Raw genomic sequence first — 23,448 nt, 5'->3', positions numbered from 1 at the left:
TTTTTGCGGAAAATTCAAATTGTTACATAAGTAGCAGTCTGGCCCCGGCCAGCGGCTTACATCTGCTCCCATAACGCCCGTCCAAGGGCATCAAGGGAGGCTGACATGAGCTCTTTGGAAGAAGCACGCGAACTGGTCGCCAATGACGACCGCCGGGATTTCGAATTCGCCGAGCGCGGCTTCATCGCGACCCGCAAGGACCCGGTGATTCCCCGCGACACCGCGGAGGGCAACGCCTACGACCTGTCCGCTTACGAGTTTCTGGACGGCGACGCCGCCGACACGGTGAACCCCAGCCTCTGGCGCCACGCCAAGATCCTGACGAAGCACGGCCTCTTCAAGGTCATGGACCGCATCTATCAGGTGCGCGGCTTCGACACCTCCACCGTCACTTTCATCGACGCGGGCGAAGGCTGGATTGTGGTGGACCCCCTCACCAGCGTCGAGGCGGCCCGCGCCGCGTTCGAACTCGTCACCGAACATCTGGGCGAGAAGCCCGTCCTCTCCGTCATCTATTCCCACAGCCACGCCGACCATTATGGCGGCGTGGGCGGCGTCACGACGCCGGAGGAAGTCGCGGCCGGCAAGGTCTCGATCATCGCCCCGGAAGGTTTCCTCAAGGAAGCGGTGTCGGAAAACATCATCGCTGGTCCGGCCATGCTGCGCCGCGCGCGCTACCAGTTCGGCCTGACGCTGGATCACGGGCCCTGCGGCGAGACGACCTGCGGCCTCGGGCCCCGGCCGTCCATGGGCCAGGTCTCGCTCATCGCGCCGACCATCGACGTCACCCATACCGGTCAGGAAATCACGGTCGGCAATGTGAAGATGGTCTTCCAGCTCACGCCGGGCACGGAAGCGCCCTCGGAGATGAATTTCTACCTGCCTGAGTTCCGCGCCGTCTTCATGGCGGAAAACGCCAACCTCTGCATGCACAACCTGCTGCCCGCGCGCGGCGCGCTGGTCCGCGATAGCAAGGCATGGGCCGACTATCTGACGGAATCGATCCGCCTCTTCGCGGTGAAGAGCGACGTCATGTTCGCCGCCCACGGCATTCCGCGCTTTGGTACCGAAGAGATCGTGGACTTCCTGATGAAGCACCGCGACGCCTACAAGTTCCTGCATGACCAGACGATCCGGCTGATGAATACCGGCCTGACGGCGACCGAGATCGCCGAAGTGCTGCAGCTGCCGGATGTGCTGGCCAAGCAATGGTACAATCGCGGCTACTACGGCACGATGAGCCACAACTCCAAGGCCATCTATCAGCGCTATATCGGCTGGTATGACGGTAACCCGGCGAACCTCAACCCGCTGCCGCCGGAGCCTGCGGGCCAGCGCTATGTCGAGGCGATGGGCGGCATGGATGCCGTTCTGAAGCTCGCGGCGGAAGCCGAAGAGAAGGGCGAGTTGCGCTGGGCGGCGACGCTTCTCAACCATGCCGTCTTTGCCGATGCGGAGAACGAGCAGGCGCGCGAGCAGCTCGCCAGCGTCTACACGAAGCTCGGCTTCGAGTCCGAGGCGGGCACTTGGCGCAACATGTATCTCACCGGCGCGCAGGAACTCACGGACGGCGTGGCCGAGCTCATGCCCGCCGCCCCCAACGCCGATGTTCTCATGGCGATGACAGCGCCCATGCTGCTCGACATCGCAGCCGTGCGGACCAATCCGGACAAGGCCTCGGCGGCGAATTTCAGCATCAATATCGAGCTGACCGACCGCAAGGAAACCCATCTCGTCACCGTGGCAAACGGCGTGCTGATCCACGAAACCGGTGTCGTGGACAAATCGGCGGGCGCGACGGTGAAGCTCGCCTGGATGGAACTGGTGCTGACCCTGCTGGCCGGTATGCCGGTGTCGCAATTCAAAGAGACGATCGTCATCGAAGGCGATGCCGCGCTCTATGAAACGCTGACCGGCATGATCGAGGCGCCGACGCCCAATTTCAATATTGTGACGCCCTGAGTGCCAGAATAAGCCCCGATTAAGGGCCGCCGGCTGCGATTTGCGTTGCATCCGGCGGCCCGGCGGTGCTTTCCTTCGCCCCGACCAAAATTCGGGGAGGAGACCCATGAGCTATACCGTTTACGGCGCATCGCTTTCGCCTTTCGTGCGCAAGGTGCGCGTCTTTCTGGCCGAAAAGGGGCTGGAGTACACGCTGGAGCAGGTGAACATCTTCCCCGCGCCGGACTGGTTTGCGGAAATTTCGCCGCTGAAGCGCATCCCCGTGCTGCGCGACGAGAGCGACGGCCAGAACGTCACCTTCCCGGACAGCTCCGTCATCTGCGCCTATCTGGAGAAGAAAGAGGGCGGCCCGGCGCTCTACCCGGCAGACCCGCGCGACTATGGCCGCGCGCTCTGGCTGGAGGAATATTGCGACAGTGAACTGGCCGCGACGGCGGGGATGGGCGTTTTCCGCCCCATCGTGGTGAACAAGCTGATGGGCAAGGAGCCGGATCGCGAGACCGCGGACAAGACGGTGGCGGAAAAGCTGCCGCGCTTCTTCGACTATCTGGAAAAGGAACTCACGGACCGCGAATTCGCGGCGGGTGACGCCTTCTCGATTGCCGACATCTCCATCGGGACCCAGTTCTGCAATCTGGCCCATGCGGGCGTGACGCCGGAGGCCGGCCGCTATCCCGAACTCACCCGCTATCTTGCCGGGATCAAGGGGCGGCCCTCCTTTGCAGGCTGCCTTGAAGAAGAGGGCGGCGTCCTGAAAGCGCTCGGTTTTTAGGCATTAATCCCTGCAATTTGCGATCAAGGCCCGGTGACACGCGCGTCGCCGGGCCTTTTTGCGTCTGCCTCCTTCAAAATCGGGGGCAAAACCGCTATCAGAGGGCAAAACAAACAGAGCAGTTTGCCCCCGTTCAGGGGGCTCCCAAGGGAGAGTAACAAAATGTCCGAGAACGCTGCTGCCGCCCCCGGCTGGCCGGCCATGAGCATTGAAGACGCGCACAAGCTGTTGACCGGGCCCGGTTCGCCGCTCGAAATGACGACCGTCGAGATTGCCGGCATCCCCACCCGCGTCCACAAGGAAACCCCGCCGAACCTTCGCTTCGTTTTCGACAAGGGCAGGGAATGGGGCGACCGTGAATTCATCGTCTATGAAGACGAGCGGCTGACCTATGCGGACCATTACCGCGCCGCCACGGCGCTGGGCCGCGCCCTCTTGGAAAAATACGGTGTGAAGAAGGGCGACCGCGTCGCGCTCATCATGCGCAATTTCCCGGAATGGTCGCTGGCCTTCTGGGCGGCCACGGCCATCGGCGCCGTCATCGTGCCGATCAATGCCTGGGGCACCGGCCCGGAACTCGAATATGCGATCTCCGATAGCGGCTCCAAGGTCGTCATCGTCGATCACGAACGCCTCGACCGCCTGCGCCCGCATGTGAAGAACCTGGCGCTGGAAGGTCTGATCGCGACCCGCACCCCCGCCGACGAACTCGGCGTGGCCGAAGCGCTGGAAGACATCGTCGGCAAGCCCGGCGAATACGCGAAGCTGCCGGATGACGAGCTGCCCGATCCCGGTCTCGAGCCGGAAGACAATGCGACGATCTTCTACACCTCCGGCACCACCGGAAAGCCGAAGGGCGCGCTCGGCACCCATCGCAATATCTGTAACAACCTGCTGAACGCAGCCGCCGGTCAGGCGCGCTCCTTCCTGCGCCGGGGCGAAATGCCGCCCGCGCCCGATCCGGAGGGGCCGCAGCGCGTCATGCTGCTTTCCGTGCCGCTCTTCCACGCCACGGGCTGCCATTCGATCCTGGTGCCGAACTACTTCTCCGGCGGCAAGCTTGTCATCATCCACAAATGGAATCCCGAACACGCGCTGGAGCTGATCGACCGCGAGCGGGTGACGACCTTCGGCGGCGTCCCCGCCATGGTCTGGCAGGTGCTTGAAAGCCCGATGTTCGACAAGTTCGACACCTCCTCCGTGGAAGGGATCGGCTATGGCGGTGCGCCGTCTGCCCCCGATCTTGTGAAGCGCATCAAGCAGCAGTTCCCCAAGGTCCATCCCTCGAATGGCTACGGCCTGACCGAAACCTCGTCCATTACCACGCAGAACCTCGCCGAGGACTATGTGGCAAAGCCGGACAGCGCCGGTCCCTGCGTGCCGACCTGCGACCTGCGGGTGGTGGATGAGAACGGCAAGGATGTCCCCGCCGGTCAGGTGGGCGAGCTCTGGATCAAGGGCCCCAACATCGTGAAGGGCTACTGGAACAAGCCCGAAGCGACGGAAAAGTCCTTCGAGAACGGCTGGTTCAAATCCGGCGATCTGGTGCGCATGGATGAGGAAGGCTTCGTCTACATCCTCGACCGCGCCAAGGACATGCTGATCCGCGGCGGCGAGAACATCTACTGCGTCGAAGTCGAGGATGCGCTCTATGCCCATCCGGCTGTGATGGATGCCGCGGTCGTCGCCATTCCCCACAAGGTGCTGGGCGAGGAAGTCGGCGCCGTCGTACAGGTCGCGCCGGGCAAGCAGGTCACCGAAGACGAGCTTCGCGCGCATGTCGGCAAGCTGCTCGCCGCCTTCAAGGTGCCCAAGAAGATCGAGCTGCGGTACGATCCGCTGCCGCGTAACCCGAACGGCAAGATCCTCAAGACGGAACTGCGCGAGGATATGAAGAAATACGCCGAAGGAGCAGCCTGAGTTTTCGCAATATCGCAAAAGGAAGGGCGGTCCCGAGGGACCGCCCTTTTTCGTTTCCTTGCCCGCTCTTGGACTTAGAGCGGCGGTCGCCGGCCGCGTATCGCGCCTGCGATCAGGCTGATGACGAACAGCGCCAGGAAGATGAAGAAGATGATCTTTGCGATCGAGGCCGAGGCGGCGGCGATGCCGCCGAAGCCGAAAACGGCCGCGATGATCGCAATGACCAGAAACGTAAGTGCCCATCCAAGCATGTCATGTCCTTTCATTGGCTCGTTGAGTTACTGAAGGAAGAATGCGCTGGGCTTAAAGCGCAGACTTTACTGATTGCCGGTCGCGTCTTCCATGCCGTCATGCATGTCGTCCATGGCGTCGTCCATGCTCTCGCCGGCCTTCTCCATGGTGTCGTTGCTGTCATTGACGGCATTGTCGATCTTTTCGCCAGCCTGTTCGGCGGGGCCGTCATCGTCGCATGCCGCCAGCAGGGGCGCGGCGAGAATCAGGGAGGTCGCGATCAGTGCACTGCGCATAAGCATCTTTGTCTCCTGAAATCGTTAAACCAATCCGTATGGGAATTATTTCCCCGCTCCGGATATGGAAAGCCTATCGGACTGACGGAGACGGGCAAGGTCAAAACGGCCGGATCACCAAATGACCTTGCGGGCGTCGAATGCGTGACGGCAATGTGTTTCGATTATGGCGAGTACGATCAATCCGCCGAAACGAGCGCCTTTTGTTCGTCATTCTTCGTGCGCCGGAAAAGGGAGGGCATCACATTGATGAAGGAGAACAGCACCGCGCTGGCATAGGGAACGGACTGCACCAGCAGGACGGCAAGCCACAGCCTCGAATGGCTGTCCGCGAAATGCGGGTTGAAATAGAGCGCGGTCGTGAGCCCCCAGAGGAGCGCCAGAATCACGGCTTCTTCCCGCACCTGAATGAAGGCAGCCGCCAGGGCAGGCTTGTCCTCGCATTTCGGTGTACGGATGAACGGTTTGCTGGTCGTTATCATGCCGTTCAGCATGGCCTTGGCTACCGTGTGGGTGAGCGCAAGGGCTGCCACGCCGGCGCCGACGCTCTCGATGAAACCGCAATCGCGCACGCGCACGGCGTAAAGCCAGAGCGAGCGAATGAATTTGAACGCAAAGCTGCCGATGGTCGGAATGAGGAAGGCCGCCACGGGCAGAACCACGGAAGCCGGATTGTAGAGCGCCCAGGCGGACAGCACGATCGCGGCAAAGGTGAACATCAGCGCAAGGCCGTCGGCGAACCAGGGCAGCCAGCCGGCCAGGAAATAATAGCGCTGCGCGGGTGTGAGGCCCCCCTTGCGCGACCACGGCGCCAGCGCGTCCCAGTGATGTTTTACGATCTGCACCGCGCCATAGGCCCAGCGGAAACGCTGCGAGATATAGCCCGCCAGTGTGTCGGGCGTCAGGCCCTTGCCGAAGCTGTGGTTCACATAGACGCTGTCATAGCCGTGCCGGTAGAGCTTGATGCCGAGTTCTGCATCCTCGCAGATACACCATTCAGCCCAGGCGCCGACTTTCTTCAGCGCCTCCTTGCGTACAAGCGTCATCGTGCCGTGCTGGATGACCGCGTTGAAATTGTTCCGCTGCACCATGCCGATATGGAAGAAGCCCGCATATTCCCAATAGGACATATCCTTGAACATGCTCTCATGCGCGTCGCGATAGTCCTGCGGCGCCTGCACGAAGCCCACATCGTGCTTGTCGAAATAGGGCACCATGCGCTTCAGCCAGTCCGGCGAAACCTGATAGTCGCTGTCGATGACGGCGATGATATCCGCATCCGGTGCGGTTTTTTCCAGGCCGAAATTGAGCGCGCCCGCCTTGAAGCCCGGCCAGTTTTCCAGATGGAAGAAACGGAATTTCGGGCCGAGCTTCTGGCAATGCTCCCAGACGGGCTGCCAGATTTCCGGATCGGTCGTGTTGTTGTCCAGCACGAGCACTTCGAAATTCTCGTAGTTGAGGCGCGACAGCGCATCCAGCGTCTCGCGCACCATCTCGGGCGGCTCGTTATGGATCGGCACATGGATGGAGACTTTATGCTCCGGCGTCGGATGAGACGGCTCGAAGGGCTCGAAATGCCGCTCTCCGCGCCTTGTCCAGATGACTTCCACGAACTCGATCGCTTCGGCCATCAGCACGATGAGCAGCAGCCCTTGCGCAAAGAACAGGAAACTCCAGACGATGGCGCCGCCCCATGTGAAATAGAGCCCGGCAACCGATAGCCCGGCCCAGGCGACGGCCGACCCGGCAATCTGCGTCAGAAGGGCAAAGGTGATGATACCCGCCAGACGGACATGGCGCTGGCGCAGGATGAAGAGCATGGCCGGCACGAGCGACAGGCCCGCCGCGATGGCGGCCCAGACACGCCAGCCCGGCTGCTCGGAAATGCTGCCCGCCATGGGGAATTTCGGTTCGCGCTCGGCGTTGAAGATGCCCCAGTATGATCCGGCGGCGCCTTCGTCGGCGCCCTTCCAGGGCTGGTCGAACGCCTCGATTACGTAATAGGTGAGGTCCTGGTCCTTGGCGCGGTTCAGGAAAGCGCGCAGGAAGCGGGCCTGATTGACGATGGAAGGCGTCGCCTCGCCGCCCTTTTCGGCCGCAGGCATGCCGGGGTAGGGCACGCGCGGCAGCACCTTGCCGCGGCTCGGCCAGCCCACTTCGGTGACCACGATCTGCTTGTTGGGGAATGCCTTGTGAAGATCGTCCAGCCGGTCGAACACATAGTCCACCGCCTTGTTGATGGGCACACCTTCCCAATAGGGCAGGATATGCACGGCGATATAGTCGACATGCTTGGCGAGTTCGGGGTGCTCGAGCCAGACATGCCAGGGCTCGGCGGTGGAAACGGGCTTCCAGATTTTTTTGTTGGCGATGTCCAGATAGCGGATCATCTGATCCACCGTCACGTCCCCGCGCAGCAGGGCCTCGTTACCCACCACGACGCGGACCACATTGCGCCTCAGCGCCAGTTCCGCTGCCCGGTCGATCTGTTTGAGGTTCGCTTCGTCATTCGTGCCGATCCATGCGCCGAGCGCGACGGATATGCCGTATTTGGCGGCGATATCGGGGATCTGGTCCTGTCCCTGCGCCACCGAATAGGTGCGGATGGCCTGCACCGTGTTCGACAGGACTTTCATGTCCTTGTCGATTTCCGAAGCCGTCGCCCGCACATCCGGGGTCGGCTCGCGATTGTCATGGAACGGGCTGTAGGACAGGCCGACGATTTCCCCGGCCCAGGATTCCGCCTGATAGGGCTGGTTGAGGGCGGCCCAGACCGCGAGATTGGCGACGATGACCAGCGGCAGGACCAGAAACACGAAAGCGGTCTGCCTGACGAAAACGGATTTGCGCCAGTTGCGCGGATTCGTGTCGGAAGGATCTTTCGCCATTTACACCCGGCCCGGAGAACAACAAGAAGAGAACAACAAACAGAAAACGACAAGAAAGAGAAAGCAGGGGAGGCCCCCGCCTCCGGCGCCCACACCGGATACGACAAGGGAGCAGCGCAACAAACGCTACTCCCGATTACCTGTCTGTATCCAGCCTTCCGGTGGCGGAATTATGGCATGGAAATGACCATTGAAGGGTGTCCGGAAAGGCCCTCTTGAGGCGTTTCCGGACGCTGCGTCAGTCCGCGGCGCGGGTCAGCGTCACGCCCGTCGGCAGGCCTTGTGCGCCGCGCACCATCTTGCCGTTGAGCGCGCCGGTCGGTTCGCCTTCGCGGAACGCAACCTGGCCCGACACGAGGCTGGCCGTATAGCCGTCCGCCCGCTGAACGAGCCGCTTTCCTCCGGCCGGCAGGTCATGCACGATTTCAGGCGAGTGAAGCGTCAGGCGGTCGAAATCGATCACGTTCACATCCGCCTTGAGGCCCGGCAGCAGAGCCCCGCGGTCGTGGAGGCCGACGACTTCGGCATTGGCCCTTGTCTGCTTGGCGATCAGCCATTCCAGCGGCAGCTTCGGTCCGCGCGTCCGGTCCCGGCCCCAATGCGCCAGAATGGTGGAGGGAAAGCTCGCATCGCAGAGAATGCCGCAATGCGCGCCGCCATCGCCCAGCCCGAACGCCGTGTTGGGATGCGTCATCATCTTGTAGACGTCGTCGAGGCTGCCGCAGTGATAGTTCATCAGCGGGAAATACATGAGCGCATTGCCGCCCTTTTCCAGCATCCAGTCGAGCAGCACCTCGCGGGGCTCCTTGCCCTCGCGGGCCGCCACCGCCGCGGCGCTGTCTTCGGGCGCGGGCTCGTAATTCGCCGGATCACCCAGCCGGAACATCTTGTGATAATCCGTGCACAGCATGGTCACGATTTCGCCGACCGGATATTCCGGCGTTTCGGCGAGCAGCTTCCGGCGGAACTCGTAATCGTTCAGCGCCTTTACCTGCTCGTTCACCGGCGCGCCCCAGATCTGGCGGAAGGTCTGATGCATGATGAAGGGATTGAGCGATGAGGTGAGCCCCAGCAGCACGCCGGTCGGGCGTGGCGGCACCTGGCCGCGCATGGTCACGCCGTCGGCATTGGCCTCCGCGATCAGCTCCAGCACGCGCTCCCAGCGATGCGGCCAGCGGTCGTCCTGTTCGATGGTGAGCGACAGCGGACGGCCGGACACTTCCGACATGCCGCGGATCATCGCGAATTCCTTATCGACATCCTCGAAATCGGCAATGAGCTGCAACACGCCTTTGCCCGTCGCGCCGATGGCGCGGGCGATGCCGTGGAGTTCGTCCTCTTCGGCTTTCAGCGTCGGCGTGTTGGCGCCGTTGCGATCCTTGTGCTTTACCGTGCGCGAGGTGGAAAAGCCGAGGGCGCCCGCCTCGATGGATTCGGCGGCGAGCTTGGCCATGGCTTCGATGTCGTCCGGCATGGCCGGTTCGAGCTTCGCCGCCCGCTCGCCCATCACATAGGCGCGCAACGCCGCATGCGGCACCTGCAGGCCGACATCGAGCGCCAGCGGCGAGGCTTCGACGGCATCCATGTAATCGGGAAAGCTTTCCCAGTTCCACTTGATGCCCTCGACAAGCGCCGTACCCGGAATATCTTCCACGCCCTCCATCAGGCCGATCAGCCAGTCATGCCGCTCCGTCTTGCAGGGCGCAAAGCCGACGCCGCAATTGCCGAGAACGGCGGTGGTCACGCCGTGAAAGGTGGAGGGCTGGAGATAGGGGTCCCAGGTGACCTGCCCGTCATAATGGGTGTGGATGTCCACGAAACCCGGCGTGACGATCTGGCCGCGCGCGTCGATCTCCTCGCGCCCGCCATCGCTCACCTTGCCGACTTCGGTAATGACGCCATTGTCGATGGCGATGTCGCCCTCGAACGGTGTGCCGCCCAGCCCGTCATAGACGGTGCCATTCTTGATCACGAGATCATGCATGGCTTCTTCCTCCCAAAAGAAATGTTCTTGTTGGGAGGAAGTGTAGCGGAAACGGACCCCAAAAGGAAAAAGGAGAGGGAAAAACTCAGCTCGTCTGCTGTTTCCCGCGCTCCTGGATGCCCTTGCGGCGCTCGGCGATGGCGTCCGCGCCGACCGACTTGTTGGCGGCGGAGGAGGTCTTCCGTTCCGTTTTCAGCGCCTCGCCGAAAGCCTCGCCGAAGCCCTGGTCGATCAGCGCCTTGTAGCCCGACAGGCATTCCGGCACGACGGAGAGCATATCCGTGGCGAGCTGCTTGCAGGTGCCCATCAGTTCTTCCGGCGCCACCACGCGGTTGATGAGGCCCCATTCATTCGCCTGTTCGGCGGAGAGGAAATTGCCGGTGAGCGAGAGTTCCTTGGCGCGGTAGATGCCGATGGCGCGCGACAGCTTCTGGCTGAGCCCCCAGCCCGGCAGGATGCCGACCCGCGCATGGGTGTCGGCAAAGCGCGCATTGCTGGAGCAGACCAGCACGTCGCAGGCCAGCGCCAGTTCGAAGCCGCCCGTGATTGCCACGCCGTTGATCGCGCCGATCACCGGGCCGGAAAACTTGCCGATGGAGGTCACCGGGTCCTTGTCGTTGACGGTCGCATTGACGCCGCCCCCGTCTCCGCCGACGGCGGAGCTGTCGCCGCCCAGTTCCTTCAGGTCGAGGCCTGCGCAAAACGCCTTGCCCGCGCCGGTCAGAATGGCGACGCGGATTTCCGGGTCGGCTTCCAGCTTCTCGAAGGTCTCGGCAATCGCCTCGCGCAGCTCCCGCGACAGCGCGTTCATCGCGTTGGGGCGGTTCAGCGTGACGATGGCGGTTTCGCCTTCCTTCTCGACGAGAATGACGGGCTCGGACATGGGGCTCTCCCTCGGATTGGTTTTTCGTTGCTGTCCTGTGTAGCAGCGGGCTTCCGGGCGGGCAACGACGCTAGCCCAGGACGCCCGCCAGCCCGACGCCGATGAAGTTCGCCACCGCATAGCCCAGCACGCCCAGCATCACGCCCGGCATGACGAGCTGCCGCCAGCGCCGCCCCGCGGCCATCGCCGCCGCGGTTGCCGGCCCCAGCGTCACCGCATTGGAAATCACCAGCATTTCCGCAAGATCGATCCGGAACAGCTTCGCGCCCGCAAGCGCGATGGCGAGATGCACGCTCGCCATGACGATCACAAAGGCGAAAATGGGCAGCGCCGTCTCGATCATCAGCATCACATCCGCGCCGGAGCCGATGATGCCGAAAAAGAGATACATGAAGAACATGCCGAGATCGAAACCGCCCTCCAGCCGTTGCATCGGCCCGGGAAAGATATTGGCGACCAGAAGCGCATTGATGGTGACGAAGAGCACGCCATATTGCGCGATGCCGAGAAGCGCTGCGGTCTGAAACCCGACGAAACAGCAGGCGGCGGCGATGAAGAGCTGCATGGCCAGCGCGCCCATATCGAGTTCGGGCCGCTTGGCTTCCTCTTCATGCTCCTCCTCATATTCCTCCGCCTCGATGATTTTCGAGGGGATAAGGCGCACCAGCCAGTGCCAGCCGGGCAGGACGAGCAGAAGCGTGATGAAGAGCGTGGCCACCACATTGTCGGCGGCGGCGGAAGCGGCCGTCAGCGCGCCGTTCTGAGAAAGGCCCGTCGCCTGCGACACGGCGGCGAAATTCATCGATCCGCCGATCCAGCTTGCGCCCAGCGAGGCCGCGACGAGGTTTCCCTCCGGTCCCATGTCGATGAGCGCAAAGCCTGCGAAGACGCCCGCCACCGTCGCCAGCACGCAGATCGCGAAGGCGATGGTGAGGTGCCCCGCTTCCGGCAGGATGCGTTTGAGGTCGGCGCGGAACAGCAGGAGCGGGATCGCCATCGGCACCACGATGCCCCACACCGCGTCGTGGATGGGCGAGCCGAAAGGCACGACCCGGAGATTGGAAAGCGCCATGCCGGCAAGGATCGTCAGGATGACGCCGGATATCCATTGCCCGAGCTTTGTCTTTTCCGCCCAGAAGCCGAAAGCGGCAAGCCCCAGAAAAACGAAAAGCAGGCCGAATGTGTTGTCGGCTGAAATGAGCGGCAATGACATGGAATTCCCCCGAAATGCAGTCTTCTACCTGACTAGCACCATCGGCGCGCGGCGTCATGTTTGCGCGTGAAGCGGCAATGCCGTCAGAGGGCGAACGTCACCGCAAGGGAACCGAACTGGTCGGCCTTTTTCTGGCCGTAGAATTCCTTCGTGCGATAGACATTGGTCAGGCTTATCCGCACGCCCTGGAATACGGCGACGGCCCCCACCTTGAGGTCGGCGACGACCGGTTTCTTGTCCACGCTCAGGCTGTCCCGGAACGTGTTGCCGTCGAGAAAGATGTTGCGGCCCACGGCGCGCACATTACCGCCTGCGAAGAGATACCAGTCGAACGTGCCGGGCGAACTGCTCTCGAACCAGTCCGATCCGCCATCATTGGGGTAGATGCCGGTCGGGCCGAAATCGTCGGGCAGCGTCGGCCCGAGGCGGAAGGTCGCCCCGGCGCCCGCATAGGTGCTCACATTGCCGAGCGCCAGCGTGCCATAGGGGATGAAGTCCGTTGCAAAGCCGATCACTTTGGGCGTGGAAAGAAGCGGCGAACGCCAGGCGCGCTCGAAGGTGAGGTTCACGCCGGGCTCATTCTTGAGCTGGTTGTCCCAGCCATTGATGTGGCGGAAGCCGAAGGTCTTGTGCCATCCGTTCTGCACCACTTCGCCAAGCGCCGCCGGACCGACCATGCCGAGGTCGAGCTGCCAGCGATCCTGAAACGCCTCGTGGCGGTCTGTTTTCAGGGTGCGCTCGCTCTGCAGCAGAAAGGTCAGGTGCAGCCAGCCCGCATAAGGCCGGTCATTGGGGACGGGCAGGGCCGTTTCGGTGTCCTCCGGTGTGAAAATGGCCTGGCTGAGGCCGATCCCCACACGATGCCGGGTCTTTTCGGTATCCACTTCCCCGTTGATGAGGGGCGGTGCCGAAACGCCCTTCAGCCAGTCCGGCAGATCGCGGCGCGGCGCCGACAGCCAGGAGGCCCGTACACCGTTCGTGTAGTGCTTGTCGCTGCCGATGAAGAGATAGAAATCATTGTCCGACTGGAAGGAAATGAAGCCATTATCTTCGGCGGCATGCGCCGGCAGGGCCAGCGCGCCGGTCAGGGCGGCAAGCGCGAGGCCGGCAAAAACGGAAAGGCGCATCGAACGGCTCCGGTGAAATTACGGATAAGGGTTACGCAAAACGGCTTGACCTAACGGCAAGGCCGCCTGTCCAATACCCTTAAGCCAAATCAAAACCAAGAATAGTGGCGATAATCGCCATGGGGATAAACGGGAGGAATGGGACATGAATATGACGCAGGCCGTGCCGTCGCGCGAGGAAGCCGCGGCGAAGGGAATGGTTGTCGCCTGGCATGCGGCGCAGGCGCCCGCCCGGATGGCCGTTATCTCCCAGATGGGAAGCCGCACATTCGGCGAACTGAACGACCGCGCCAACCGGCTGGTGCGTGCGCTCCGGCGGTCCGGCCTTGAAACCGGCGACGCGGTTGCGCTGCTCTGCTCCAACCGGCCCGAATTCATCGAGGTCATGGTTGCCTGCCAGCGCGGCGGCTTCCGCATCACGCCGATCAACTGGCATCTGTCCGGCGGCGAAGTCGGGTATATCGTGGAGAATTGCGAGGCGAAGGCCTTCATCGCGGATACGCGCTTTGCCGGCAGCGCGCAGGAGGCAGCCGCGATGGCCCCGGCCCTTGTGACACGGTTCGCCGTGGGTGGCCCCATCGAAGGCTTCGACGATTATGACGCAGCGCTGGCGGCGGAAGACGGCCACGATCTGGAAGACCCCGCGCTCGGCACCCAGATGCTCTACACCTCCGGCACGACCGGGCATCCCAAAGGGGTCTATCGCCGGCAAGCCGCCGCCGCGGCGCCCCTGCTGATCAAACTGAACGAGACGGCGGCGTTCCGTCCCGAGGGGGATCTGGCGCTGGTGACGGGGCCGCTCTATCACGCCGCGCCTCTTGCCCTGAATATGAGCTTTCCGCTCAACAATGGCATCGGCGTGGTGCTGATGGACAAATGGGACGCGGAGGAAACGCTCCGCCTCATCCACGAACACCGCATCACCCATACCCATGTCGTGCCGACCATGCTTCACCGGATGCTGCAATTGCCCGACGAGGTGAAAGCGAAATACGACACATCGTCCCTGCGCTGGATCCTGCACGGCGCGGCGCCGTGCCCGGTCCATGTAAAGGAAGGGTCGATCGAGTGGTTCGGCCCGGTCGTCTACGAATATTACGCGGCGACGGAAGGCGGCGGGATCTTCATCGAGTCGGAGGAATGGCTCGGCCGAAAGGGTTCCTGCGGACGGCCATTGCCCGGCGTCGAGGTCCAGATCCAGGATGACGAGGGAAATCCTCTGCCGGCGGATGAAGTGGGCACGGTCTATTTCGGCGCGCCGGAGGAAGGACGCTTCGAATATTTCAAGGCGCCTGAAAAAACCAACAGCGCCTATCGCGGCAATTATTACACCATGGGCGATATGGGCTATTTCGACAGTGAGGGATATCTCTTCCTCACCGGGCGCAGCGCGGAAGTCATCATCTCCGGCGGCGTGAACATCTACCCTGCCGAGATCGATCAGGAGCTGCTGAAGCACCCCGCGATTGCCGATGCCGCCGTTGTCGGCGCGCCGAACGAGGAATGGGGCGAGGAGGTCAAGGCCGTCGTCCAGCTCAATGAAGGCTTTACCGCCGACGAGGCGATGCAGGCCGAACTGCTCGCCTTCGCGGCGGAAAATCTGCCCGGCTACAAGCGCCCCCGCAGCATCGACTTCGTGACCGAACTCCCGCGCATGCCGTCCGGCAAGGTGCTGCGCCGCGTCATCCGCGACAACTACTGGCAGGGCGACAAGAAGATCTGAGGAATATCCGATCCGCCGGGTGCGGAACGGCGAACCCCCTGAAAGGCGGCGCTCATGCGCCGCCTTTTGCGTTTGCACCTGCCCGCAACTAGGATCGAAAGAAAATTCTGGGAGGAAATCATGACGCGGCCTGATCTGGTTATTCGCGGCGGGGTATTGTTCGACGGCGAGGGCGGCAGCCCCCGGGAGGCCGATATCGCCGTCAGCGACGGCATCGTTACCGAGGTCGGCAAGGTCGCCGCGTCGGGCGTGGAGGAGATCGATGCGAAAGGCCGCATCGTGACGCCGGGCTGGGTGGATGTGCACACCCATTATGACGGGCAGGTCACCTGGGAAAGCCGGGTGGCGCCTTCCTCGATCCACGGTTCGACCACGGTGGTGATGGGCAATTGCGGCGTCGGCTTCGCGCCGGTGCGCAAGACCGACCACGAAACGCTGATCCGCCTTATGGAAGGCGTGGAGGACATCCCCGGCGCTGCGCTGCATGAAGGTCTCTCATGGGAGTGGGAGAGTTTCGGCGACTATATGGACGCCATCGAGCGCCTGCCGCATGACATCGATGTGGCGACCCAGCTGCCGCATGGCGCGTTGCGCGTCTATGTGATGGGCGAACGCGGCGCGCATCGCGAACCGGCGACTGCGGAAGAGATCGCGCGCATGCGCGAGCTCACCGCGGAGGCGATCCGCGCAGGCGCGCTGGGCTTCTCCACCACGCGCACCATGGTGCACCGGACGGCGGACGGAGATCTGACGCCGACCATCGGCGCCGCCGATGCCGAAATGATCGCGATTGCCGAGGGGCTTCGCGATGCGGGCAGCGGCGTCCTGCAATGGGTGTCGGACTTCCGCGAAATGGACCATGAATTCTCGCTGGTCGAAAAGCTCGTCGAACTGTCGGGCCGTCCCTTGAGCTTCTCCATGGTGCAGGCGGATGTGATCCCGGATCAGTGGCGCGAGCTGATGTCGCGTCTCGACGCCGCCGCCGGGCGCGGCCTGCCCATCAAGGCGCAGGTGCAGGGCCGCCCCGTGGGGATCATGATGGGCCTTCAGGGTTCGGTGCATCCCTTCATCACCCGGCCGAGCTATATCGCGATCGCCGACAAGCCGCTTCACGAGCGGGTGGCGATCATGCGCGATCCGACCTTCCGGGCCCGCCTCATCGCCGAGGCGCCGCAGGAGGGCCATCCCTTCGTCAACTCGCTCGCCGGCGCCTATCACAAGATGTTCGACCTCGGCACGCCGCCCGATTACGAGCCCGGGCCGGAAAAGAGCATTGCCGCTCAGGCCAAGCGCGAAGGGCGCAACCCGGACGAGATCGTCTACGACATGATGCTCGAGGACGATGGCCGGGCGCTCATTTTCTTCGCCATGCACAACTACACGGAAGGCAGCCTCGATAACTGCCTCACCATGATCCGCAATCCCAACACCATCTTCGGCTTGTCCGACGGTGGGGCTCATGTGGGCGCGATCTGCGACGTGTCCGTACCGACCTATATGCTCACCCATTGGTGCCGCGACCGCACCCGTGGCGAGCGGCTCGACCTGTCCTTCGTCATCAAGAGCCAGACGAAGGACACGGCGGAAGCCGTGGGGCTGAGGGATCGCGGCGTCGTCGCCCCCGGTTACAAGGCGGATATCAACGTCATCGATTTCGACCGTCTCCAGCTTCGTCCGCCCCACATGGTCTACGACCTTCCCTCCGGCGCGCGCCGCCTGATGCAGGAAGCGGACGGTTACGAAGCGACCATCGTGTCGGGAAAGGTGGTCTACCGGGAAGGAGAGGCGACGGGCGAACTGCCGGGCCGGCTGGTGCGCGGCGCGAAGCATGCGCCATCCACGATGGCCGCCGACTGACGCTCCTGTCTTCACGTTGCATCGGTGCCTGACTGCTTTTCGCGGATGAAAGCGGCGCCTACGTATTGTCCGTGCTTGAATGGTTTTCGCATTCGCGTCACTCTCTTGTCGTCGGAGTGTGCGCGGAAAGAATGCGTGCGCTTGCGGTCTGAATATTCAGTGACAAGAGGCATGAACTCATGACGGATACACGAAGGAAGCGTGCGACGACGGCGGGCCGCACGTCGGCTGCAAGGCGTACGGCCGGACGCAGCACAACAGCGCGCAGCGCGGCTGCCCGCAAGACGACGGCAGCCAAGAAGACCACCACCACCGGCAAGACCGCCGCAACGAAGAAGGCCTCTACGGCAAAGAAGTCCACGGCGGCGAAGAAACCCGCCGCCAAGGCTTCGACGGCGAAGAAGCCCGCTTCTAAAGCGTCCACCGCAAAGAAGCCCGCTGCCAAGGCGACGAAAACAACCGCCGCCAGGAAGCCCGCGGCGCGCAAGACCGCAGCTAGAAAGCCGGCTGCGAAGAAGCCGGCCGCAAAGCTTTCCGTGGAAAAGCAGAAGCTCAAAAAGGATCTGGAAAAGCAGGTCCAGCAGCTTTCCAAACAGGTGGACAAGGCCGAGAAGGATGCCGAAAGGGCTCTCAAGAAGACCGAGCGCGACTACCGTCAGGTGCTGAAGCAGCTCCGCACCCAGCGCGACCAGCTCAAGAAACGCCTCGGCGTGCTGGCCGGTCAGGGCGAGACTGCCTTCGACGATGTGCGCGGCGGTGTCGAAACCGCGGCCAAGGATCTCTACGAGGCGGTGTCCAAGGCCTACAGCCGCTTCAAGTAAGGCGGCATAGACCGGCGAAGGATCGGGCGGGGCGCTCCTTTGGGGGCGCCCCGCTTTTCATTTGCGGTCCGATCGGGCTTACTCCTCCCAAACGAATTCGATAAAGGGAGGAAGTCATGAACCGCGTACTCGCCCATACGGGCGCGAAATATCCGATTATCCAGGCGCCCATGGGCTGGATCGCCCGCTCGCAGCTCGCCTCCGCTGTGTGCGAAGCCGGCGGGCTTGGCATCATCGAAACCTCATCCGGCGAGACGGAGGCCTGCAAGGCCGAGATCCTGAAGATGAAGGATCTCACCGGCGCCCCCTTCGGCGTCAACCTGCCGATCCGTTTCCTGAAGGACGACGCCATCATGCGTTTCGTCTGCGAGGAGTCGGGTGTGAAGTTCGTGACGACGTCGGCGGGCAGCCCGGCCAAATTCGTCGGTCCGCTGCATGAGGCGGGTATCATCGTCTACCACGCGGTTCCGACGGTCGATGCCGCGATGAAATGCGTCGATGCCGGGGTCGACGGCCTCGTCGTCGAAGGCGCCGAGGGTGGCGGTTTCAAAAACCCCGAAGAGGTCGGCACGATGGTCCTCCTGCAGGCCATCCGGCAGCGCACGGATATTCCACTCGTGGCAGCCGGCGGCATCTGCGACGGCAAGGGCATGGCCGCCGCCTTCGCGCTGGGCGCGGAAGCCGTGCAGATGGGAACGCGCTTCGTGAGTGCGAAGGAAAGCCCCGTCCACGAGAACTACAAGCAGGCGATCGTCGACGCGAAGGAGACGGGCACCTATGTCCTCAACAAGAAATCCACGCCCTGCATCCGCGCCCTGAAGACCGAACGCACCGAAAAGATCCACGAAGAAGGTCTGATGCCGCCCGACACCTTCACCCGGATTCTCGATCTCTATTTCGGCGGCGACATGGAGGCGGCGGTCGGTCTGGCCGGTCAGACGTCGGGGCTCATTTCGGAAGTGAAATCCGCCGGGGATATCATTGCCGAAACCGTCTCCGAATTCTTCGAGATCATGGATCGCATGGCGGCCATGGCGTCGGCCCGAAGCTTCGGCTGAACCTTGCCCAAACCATGGTTCATTCTTGCCCCAACCATGGTTGAATCTCAGTGCAATTGAGGGAGCGCCTCGGGAAACGAGGCGCTCTCATACCAGCGTCCGCCGAAGCGAAGTCCGGCGGCATTCAGCGCGATGACGAGGCGAAGCGCGGGCCTCCAGGCGGGCGAGGCGAGGCAGGGCGTGCCTTCGCACTGTGCGAGGCCCTGCAGCCCCGCCAGAAAGCGAAGCATCTGCGCTTCGTCATGCGTGAGCCGGGGGGTGGTCGGTTCGGGAATGACCAGCGGGCGGCTGACCGTTTGTCTCAGGGCCTTGGTGAAATCCGCCACGAGATGGCATCCTTCCGGCAGGTCCAGCGCTGCGAAAGCATCGTCGATCAGGCGCGTTTCCTCGGTATTTTCACCATGCGGCCATTGCGTCCGGACCGCCCAGACCGTGAATTGTTCGCAAAAACCCAAGTCGTTCATCGACTGCCCATCGCGATAGGGCGGCGTCTGGCGGGTTTCGTGGCGGCTGATCTGGGGGCGTTCCAACGGCTTCATTCCGGGCTCCTGCATGATGCGGGTGGCTGACCGGAAAACCGTATTGCAACTAATAATGACTCGCAACAATAAAGAAGGAGCGAGCCATCATGACGCAGCCACGCGCGTTCAGTGCGGGGATACGCCGTCGATAAGCGCCGTAATCATACGCGTCGCCATCTGCTCTTTCGCTGCCCAGGGAAATTCAGGGATGGTGATGAGGTTGAACACCACGCCCTGAAGCCCGCACAGAAAGAGCTGCGACACGGCCGCCACGTCGTCGGGGCGGAGCAGGCCTTTCTTCATGCTCTCCGAAACGGCCTCGGCGATCAGATCGAGCGCGCCAAGGCTTTCGCTCGTCTCGACGAAATAACGCTCGCCCGGCTCGTTCACCTTGTCTTCGATCAGAAAGATCGAGCGATAGTGGTCGGGATTGGATAGCCAGAAGCGGCACCAGGCATCGCCAAGGGCATGAAGGCGCTTGAGCGGATCTTTCTCGGCGGATGCATTGTGAAGCTCGTCGGCGAGCTCTGAAAAGGCGTCTTCCCATATATGGCGCAGCAGGTCGCGCTTGCCGCCGAAGAGCGTGTAGAGCTGGGCGGGCGAGCAACCCACAGCCTGCGCCACGCGGCGCATCGAGACGCCCTCATAGCCGTCACGGGCGAAGAGATTGCGCGCCTCGCCGATCACGCGCGCACGGAATGCGCCTTCTTCTGCCTCGCTTTTTCGGGGCCGTCCCCGAGCGGTTTTTTTCGTCGCCGATTTAGTCACTGGCATTGTCACCGATTTTTCGCTTGAATTTATTAAACGCGTTCATAAAATATTTTGCAACATCGCTTGCCAGTCGGGAGAAGGCCAAAGCGAGAGCATGGGAGGTTAGCATGACGGGTGAAAGCAAGAGCGCGGATGTCATGGTCGTCGGCGCAGGCATGGCCGGACTCAAGACGGCGATGGAGCTTGAGGCACAGGGAAAATCGGTCCTCGTGCTGGAAGCCCGCGACCGTGTGGGCGGTCGGCTTATGCCCGGTGAGATCGCCGGTCAGGTGATCGACCGGGGCGGGCAATGGGTCGGGCCGACGCAGAAACTGCTGCTTGCCGAAGCCGAAGCGCAGGGCGTGAAGACCTATCTGCAATATGACAAGGGTAAACAGGTTCTGCACTACAAGGGCAAGCGCCGGACCTATTCCGGCGATATCCCCTCCTTGCCGCTCCTTTCCCTGCTGGAACTCGATCGCGTTCAAAAACGCTGGGATCGCGAAATGATGACGCTGCCAGCCGACGCGCCCTGGACGGCACCCGATGCCATGGACTGGGACGGGCAGACGCTCGAAAGCTGGATCCGTCGGAACATCCGGACCGAAGGCGCGCGGACCTTCGCCCGCATCGTTTGCCGCGCCGTCTTCTGCGCCGAGCCGGAACAGATGTCCTATCTCTTCTTCCTCGAATATCTGCGTAGCGGTCATGGCGTGGAAGAACTTATCGGCGTCAAGGATGGTGCGCAGGAGGCGAAGTTTCTCGGCGGCGCTCATTCCATTGCCCGCAAGATGGCGGAGGGCCTCAAATCCCCGATCCATTTCGAGACGCCGGTTCGCGCGCTCCATCAGGACGATAACGGGGTGACCTTGCGGACCGACAAGGGCGATTATCAGGCAGACCGCGTGGTGATCGCCATTCCGCCTGCCTTGGCCTCGCGTATCCACTACGACGCGCCGCTGCCCTCGCTGCGCGACGGGCTGATGCAGCGTATGCCTATGGGGTCGGTCATCAAGGTTCATGTCGCTTATGACAAGCCTTTTTGGCGTAAAAAGGGGCTGGCGGGCATGGCGGTAAGCGATGCCCACGCCTTCAACGTGGTGTTCGATCAGTCGCCGGAAGATGAGTCCGTTGGCATTCTGGTCGGTTTTATCGATGGCGATCATGCTACCGCCATGAGTTCGATGGGGGATAACATCCGCCGCGAGGAAGTGATTAAGGCGCTCACGGACTATTTTGGCCCCGAGGCTCGCGAACCCATCGACTATGTCGATCAGGACTGGACGGCGGAGGAATGGAGCCGGGGCTGCTATGTGGCTCACATGGCGCCGGGTGTGATGACCCGCTTCGGCGAGGCGTTACGCGCGCCCGTCGGCCGTATCCATTGGGCAGGCACCGAAACGGCGACCGAATGGCAGGGCTATATGGACGGTGCGCTCCAGTCCGGTATCCGTGCCGCAAGGGAAGTCATGGAGCGCCTGCCGCGCTGACTCCGGTGTGGGTGTCACATTGTGAAATTTTGCTCCGGCGCTGCAACACTGATTGACAGCGCCGGTCATGGCCATTATTTCTCCGCTCGAACGCAATCGCACGTGCCACTGGCCACCACGGTTAAGTAACGGCGTACGCGTCTCTTTGGACAATTTCGGCGGCGCCGACCGTTTCGGGCCACCCGCCGGGTTTCGAGGGAGATTGCATATGGCCGGTTCAAGACCGAGGGGCTGACGCCCCGGATCAACCGGGTCTTCCGTCAGGGCGAAACGTTCGGAAATTCCGACAAGCTCATGACTGTTGAAGCGAGGTGCATTCGGCCTCGCACCCGGAACATAGCCCCGAGCGAGGGGCGTGAGCGCGTTCCATCCGCGAAATCGTAATAACTTATCCAAGGCCCCGGCGGGCGATCCCCTACTGGAAATGTATGTGGGACGGCGTCCGGCAAGCCAAGGTCCATCTACTGGTTGGGGAGAGGCACTATGACCGAATCCAATGCCCTCTTCCAATTGGGGATCGACTTGAACCGCGATTCAAGCAGCACCCAGGCGGAAGTACTCGAGTTTCCTGTTCAGGCGCCGTCGGAAGAGGCCGAAAAAGCCGATACCGTCGAAGCCGGGCCCTACACATCGTCCGACGAGCGCACCGATTTCTTTATCGAGCGCGACGGCGTGCGCTATGCCGGTACGCATCTGATCATCGACCTGGTCGGCGCGAGCCGTCTGGACGATATCGAGCATATCGAGAAGGCGCTCAGGCGCTGTGTGGAAGTGTCCAAGGCGACCTTGTTGCACATCCATCTGCATCACTTCACGCCGAACGGCGGCGTGTCGGGTGTGGCCGTGCTGTCGGAGAGCCATATCTCCATCCATAGCTGGCCCGAAGCCGACTATGCCGCGCTCGATGTGTTCATGTGCGGCGAAGCCGAGCCGCATAACGCCATCGAAGTGCTGCGCGAAGCCTTCAGTCCGTCCGACATCCGTGTCGGCGAACACCTGCGCGGACAGGACATGGTCTGATGCCGTTTCAGGACGACAAAGGCGGACGCTGGATCGACGAAACCCTCTACGAAGAGGAGGGTTTCGTCTGCACCTTTCGCGCGGACAAGGTGATCTATGAGGAAAAGACCGGGCAGCAGTCCCTGGTGATTTTCGAGAACGCGTTGTTCGGCCGGATGATGGCGCTTGATGGGGTGACACAGCTCACCATGCGCGACGAGTTCATCTATCACGAGATGATGACCCATGTGCCGATCCTCGCGCATGGGAACGCAAAACGCGTGCTCATAATCGGCGGCGGCGATGGCGGCATCCTGCGTGAGGTAACGCGTCACAAGACGGTCGAGCACGTCACCATGGTCGAGATCGACCCTTCGGTGACGGAGTTTGCAAAGAAGCATCTGGCCGAAGTTTCCAACGGAGCGTTCGACGATCCGCGTCTCAACCTGGTTTTCGCCGATGGCGCGAAATTCGTGGAAGAGACGGAAGATCGTTATGACGTCATCATCGTGGATTCGACCGACCCGATAGGTCCGGGCGAAGTACTCTTCCGTGAGGCGTTCTATCGCGCTTGTGCCGGGTGCATGAATGAAGGCGGCGTCATCGTTACGCAGAACGGTGTGCCTTTCATGCAGTCTGAAGAGCTGGCGGGCACCATGGAAAAATTCCGCCGGATTTTTGCGACAGGCACCTGCTATCTCGCCACCATTCCGACCTATGTCGGCGGCCCGATGGCGATGGGCTGGGGGACGGACAACACCTCCCTGCTGGATGTGCCGGTCGAAGAACTCGCCAGCCGCTATGAGGCCGCGGGCCTTTCGACGCAGTACTACACGCCCGAAGTCCACAAGGCGGCTTTCGCTTTGCCGGGTTATGTGTCGAAGATTACAGGTAGTCGCTGATTGAAACGGGGAGCGAGGGTGATTCGCCTAGGCTCCCCGAACAGTCGCGCA

General features: G+C 62.5%; 19 protein-coding genes. 10 read left to right on the top strand and 9 right to left on the bottom strand.

Annotated elements, in window-relative coordinates; all coding sequences use genetic code 11:
* Positions 1-105: 105 nt before the first annotated feature.
* The 3 genes from ACSSVQ_RS06315 (at position 106) to ACSSVQ_RS06305 (ending at position 4,654) form a co-directional block, all read left to right on the top strand.
* Complete coding sequence (locus tag ACSSVQ_RS06315; RefSeq protein WP_454181566.1) at positions 106-1,962, top strand: alkyl/aryl-sulfatase; 1,857 nt, start codon at positions 106-108, stop codon at positions 1,960-1,962.
* Positions 1,963-2,068: 106 nt separating this feature from the next.
* Positions 2,069-2,734: a glutathione S-transferase family protein gene (locus ACSSVQ_RS06310; RefSeq protein WP_454181564.1), complete on the top strand. Its 666-nt coding sequence runs from the start codon at positions 2,069-2,071 to the stop codon at positions 2,732-2,734.
* Between the two features lie 162 nt (positions 2,735-2,896).
* Entirely contained in the window at positions 2,897-4,654 is a 1,758-nt protein-coding gene (locus ACSSVQ_RS06305) for a class I adenylate-forming enzyme family protein (RefSeq protein WP_454181562.1), read from the top strand.
* A gap of 74 nt (positions 4,655-4,728) precedes the next feature.
* Here the strand turns inward: ACSSVQ_RS06305 and ACSSVQ_RS06300 are convergent, their stop codons facing one another.
* From ACSSVQ_RS06300 to ACSSVQ_RS06270, 7 genes are all read right to left on the bottom strand, one after another.
* Complete coding sequence (locus tag ACSSVQ_RS06300) at positions 4,729-4,905, bottom strand: DUF1328 domain-containing protein (protein WP_293325194.1); 177 nt, start codon at positions 4,903-4,905, stop codon at positions 4,729-4,731.
* A 66-nt stretch (positions 4,906-4,971) separates the two neighbouring features.
* Positions 4,972-5,187 (bottom strand): hypothetical protein, encoded by a 216-nt coding sequence (locus ACSSVQ_RS06295; protein ID WP_293325191.1) that lies wholly within the window; start codon positions 5,185-5,187, stop codon positions 4,972-4,974.
* A gap of 173 nt (positions 5,188-5,360) precedes the next feature.
* Positions 5,361-8,069, bottom strand: a complete 2,709-nt coding sequence (locus tag ACSSVQ_RS06290) for a glycosyltransferase (protein WP_454181559.1) — start codon at positions 8,067-8,069, stop codon at positions 5,361-5,363.
* Between the two features lie 238 nt (positions 8,070-8,307).
* Entirely contained in the window at positions 8,308-10,053 is a 1,746-nt protein-coding gene (locus tag ACSSVQ_RS06285; RefSeq protein WP_454181557.1) for an N-acyl-D-amino-acid deacylase family protein, read from the bottom strand.
* A gap of 85 nt (positions 10,054-10,138) precedes the next feature.
* The gene (locus ACSSVQ_RS06280) at positions 10,139-10,936 is read right to left on the bottom strand and encodes an enoyl-CoA hydratase (protein ID WP_454181555.1); all 798 of its coding nucleotides are present in this window, start codon (positions 10,934-10,936) and stop codon (positions 10,139-10,141) included.
* Positions 10,937-11,006: 70 nt separating this feature from the next.
* Entirely contained in the window at positions 11,007-12,149 is a 1,143-nt protein-coding gene (locus ACSSVQ_RS06275; RefSeq protein ID WP_454181553.1) for a DUF819 family protein, read from the bottom strand.
* 83 nt (positions 12,150-12,232) lie between these two features.
* Entirely contained in the window at positions 12,233-13,276 is a 1,044-nt protein-coding gene (locus ACSSVQ_RS06270) for a lipid A deacylase LpxR family protein (protein WP_454181551.1), read from the bottom strand.
* Positions 13,277-13,421: 145 nt separating this feature from the next.
* Between ACSSVQ_RS06270 and ACSSVQ_RS06265 the strand changes: the two genes are divergently transcribed.
* From ACSSVQ_RS06265 to ACSSVQ_RS06250, 4 genes are all read left to right on the top strand, one after another.
* Entirely contained in the window at positions 13,422-14,999 is a 1,578-nt protein-coding gene (locus tag ACSSVQ_RS06265; RefSeq protein WP_454181549.1) for an AMP-binding protein, read from the top strand.
* Between the two features lie 120 nt (positions 15,000-15,119).
* Positions 15,120-16,856 carry an N-acyl-D-amino-acid deacylase family protein gene (locus ACSSVQ_RS06260; protein ID WP_454181547.1) on the top strand — a complete coding sequence of 579 codons (1,737 nt, stop codon included), beginning with the start codon at positions 15,120-15,122 and terminating at the stop codon, positions 16,854-16,856.
* Positions 16,857-17,035: 179 nt separating this feature from the next.
* A complete protein-coding gene (locus ACSSVQ_RS06255; RefSeq protein WP_454181545.1) occupies positions 17,036-17,677 on the top strand; it encodes a hypothetical protein in 642 nt (213 codons plus the stop codon).
* A 116-nt stretch (positions 17,678-17,793) separates the two neighbouring features.
* Positions 17,794-18,735, top strand: a complete 942-nt coding sequence (locus ACSSVQ_RS06250) for an NAD(P)H-dependent flavin oxidoreductase (protein WP_454181543.1) — start codon at positions 17,794-17,796, stop codon at positions 18,733-18,735.
* 47 nt (positions 18,736-18,782) lie between these two features.
* Here the strand turns inward: ACSSVQ_RS06250 and ACSSVQ_RS06245 are convergent, their stop codons facing one another.
* A complete protein-coding gene (locus tag ACSSVQ_RS06245; protein WP_454181541.1) occupies positions 18,783-19,274 on the bottom strand; it encodes a hypothetical protein in 492 nt (163 codons plus the stop codon).
* Positions 19,275-19,382: 108 nt separating this feature from the next.
* Positions 19,383-20,030, bottom strand: coding sequence for a TetR/AcrR family transcriptional regulator (locus ACSSVQ_RS06240; protein WP_454181539.1), 648 nt, complete (start codon positions 20,028-20,030; stop codon positions 19,383-19,385).
* Between the two features lie 104 nt (positions 20,031-20,134).
* Here ACSSVQ_RS06240 and ACSSVQ_RS06235 point away from each other — a divergent pair, with 104 nt between their 5' ends.
* From ACSSVQ_RS06235 to speE, 3 genes are all read left to right on the top strand, one after another.
* Positions 20,135-21,496, top strand: a complete 1,362-nt coding sequence (locus ACSSVQ_RS06235) for a flavin monoamine oxidase family protein (RefSeq protein WP_454181537.1) — start codon at positions 20,135-20,137, stop codon at positions 21,494-21,496.
* Between the two features lie 483 nt (positions 21,497-21,979).
* The gene (gene speD / locus ACSSVQ_RS06230) at positions 21,980-22,516 is read left to right on the top strand and encodes an adenosylmethionine decarboxylase (RefSeq protein WP_167094004.1); all 537 of its coding nucleotides are present in this window, start codon (positions 21,980-21,982) and stop codon (positions 22,514-22,516) included.
* Positions 22,516-23,397 (top strand): polyamine aminopropyltransferase, encoded by an 882-nt coding sequence (gene speE / locus ACSSVQ_RS06225; RefSeq protein ID WP_293327096.1) that lies wholly within the window; start codon positions 22,516-22,518, stop codon positions 23,395-23,397. Before speD ends, speE begins: the two co-directional genes overlap by 1 nt.
* The last annotated feature ends 51 nt before the right edge of the window (positions 23,398-23,448 follow it).

Source organism: Parvibaculum sp. MBR-TMA-1.3b-4.2 (genome assembly GCF_053628815.1).
Note: the sequence above shows the minus strand (reverse complement) of the source record. Positions and strands in the feature narration are given on the sequence as shown.

Excerpts from the sequence above, each read along its gene's own strand:
- ACSSVQ_RS06315 (WP_454181566.1), top strand. The coding sequence starts at position 106 with ATGAGCTCTTTGGAAGAAGCACGCGAACTGGTCGCCAATGACGACCGC.
- ACSSVQ_RS06310 (WP_454181564.1), top strand. The coding sequence starts at position 2,069 with ATGAGCTATACCGTTTACGGCGCATCGCTTTCGCCTTTCGTGCGCAAG.
- ACSSVQ_RS06305 (WP_454181562.1), top strand. The coding sequence starts at position 2,897 with ATGTCCGAGAACGCTGCTGCCGCCCCCGGCTGGCCGGCCATGAGCATT.
- ACSSVQ_RS06300 (WP_293325194.1), bottom strand. The coding sequence starts at position 4,905 with ATGCTTGGATGGGCACTTACGTTTCTGGTCATTGCGATCATCGCGGCC.
- ACSSVQ_RS06295 (WP_293325191.1), bottom strand. The coding sequence starts at position 5,187 with ATGCTTATGCGCAGTGCACTGATCGCGACCTCCCTGATTCTCGCCGCG.
- ACSSVQ_RS06290 (WP_454181559.1), bottom strand. The coding sequence starts at position 8,069 with ATGGCGAAAGATCCTTCCGACACGAATCCGCGCAACTGGCGCAAATCC.
- ACSSVQ_RS06285 (WP_454181557.1), bottom strand. The coding sequence starts at position 10,053 with ATGCATGATCTCGTGATCAAGAATGGCACCGTCTATGACGGGCTGGGC.
- ACSSVQ_RS06280 (WP_454181555.1), bottom strand. The coding sequence starts at position 10,936 with ATGTCCGAGCCCGTCATTCTCGTCGAGAAGGAAGGCGAAACCGCCATC.
- ACSSVQ_RS06275 (WP_454181553.1), bottom strand. The coding sequence starts at position 12,149 with ATGTCATTGCCGCTCATTTCAGCCGACAACACATTCGGCCTGCTTTTC.
- ACSSVQ_RS06270 (WP_454181551.1), bottom strand. The coding sequence starts at position 13,276 with ATGCGCCTTTCCGTTTTTGCCGGCCTCGCGCTTGCCGCCCTGACCGGC.
- ACSSVQ_RS06265 (WP_454181549.1), top strand. The coding sequence starts at position 13,422 with ATGAATATGACGCAGGCCGTGCCGTCGCGCGAGGAAGCCGCGGCGAAG.
- ACSSVQ_RS06260 (WP_454181547.1), top strand. The coding sequence starts at position 15,120 with ATGACGCGGCCTGATCTGGTTATTCGCGGCGGGGTATTGTTCGACGGC.
- ACSSVQ_RS06255 (WP_454181545.1), top strand. The coding sequence starts at position 17,036 with ATGACGGATACACGAAGGAAGCGTGCGACGACGGCGGGCCGCACGTCG.
- ACSSVQ_RS06250 (WP_454181543.1), top strand. The coding sequence starts at position 17,794 with ATGAACCGCGTACTCGCCCATACGGGCGCGAAATATCCGATTATCCAG.
- ACSSVQ_RS06245 (WP_454181541.1), bottom strand. The coding sequence starts at position 19,274 with ATGAAGCCGTTGGAACGCCCCCAGATCAGCCGCCACGAAACCCGCCAG.
- ACSSVQ_RS06240 (WP_454181539.1), bottom strand. The coding sequence starts at position 20,030 with ATGCCAGTGACTAAATCGGCGACGAAAAAAACCGCTCGGGGACGGCCC.
- ACSSVQ_RS06235 (WP_454181537.1), top strand. The coding sequence starts at position 20,135 with ATGACGGGTGAAAGCAAGAGCGCGGATGTCATGGTCGTCGGCGCAGGC.
- speD (WP_167094004.1), top strand. The coding sequence starts at position 21,980 with ATGACCGAATCCAATGCCCTCTTCCAATTGGGGATCGACTTGAACCGC.
- speE (WP_293327096.1), top strand. The coding sequence starts at position 22,516 with ATGCCGTTTCAGGACGACAAAGGCGGACGCTGGATCGACGAAACCCTC.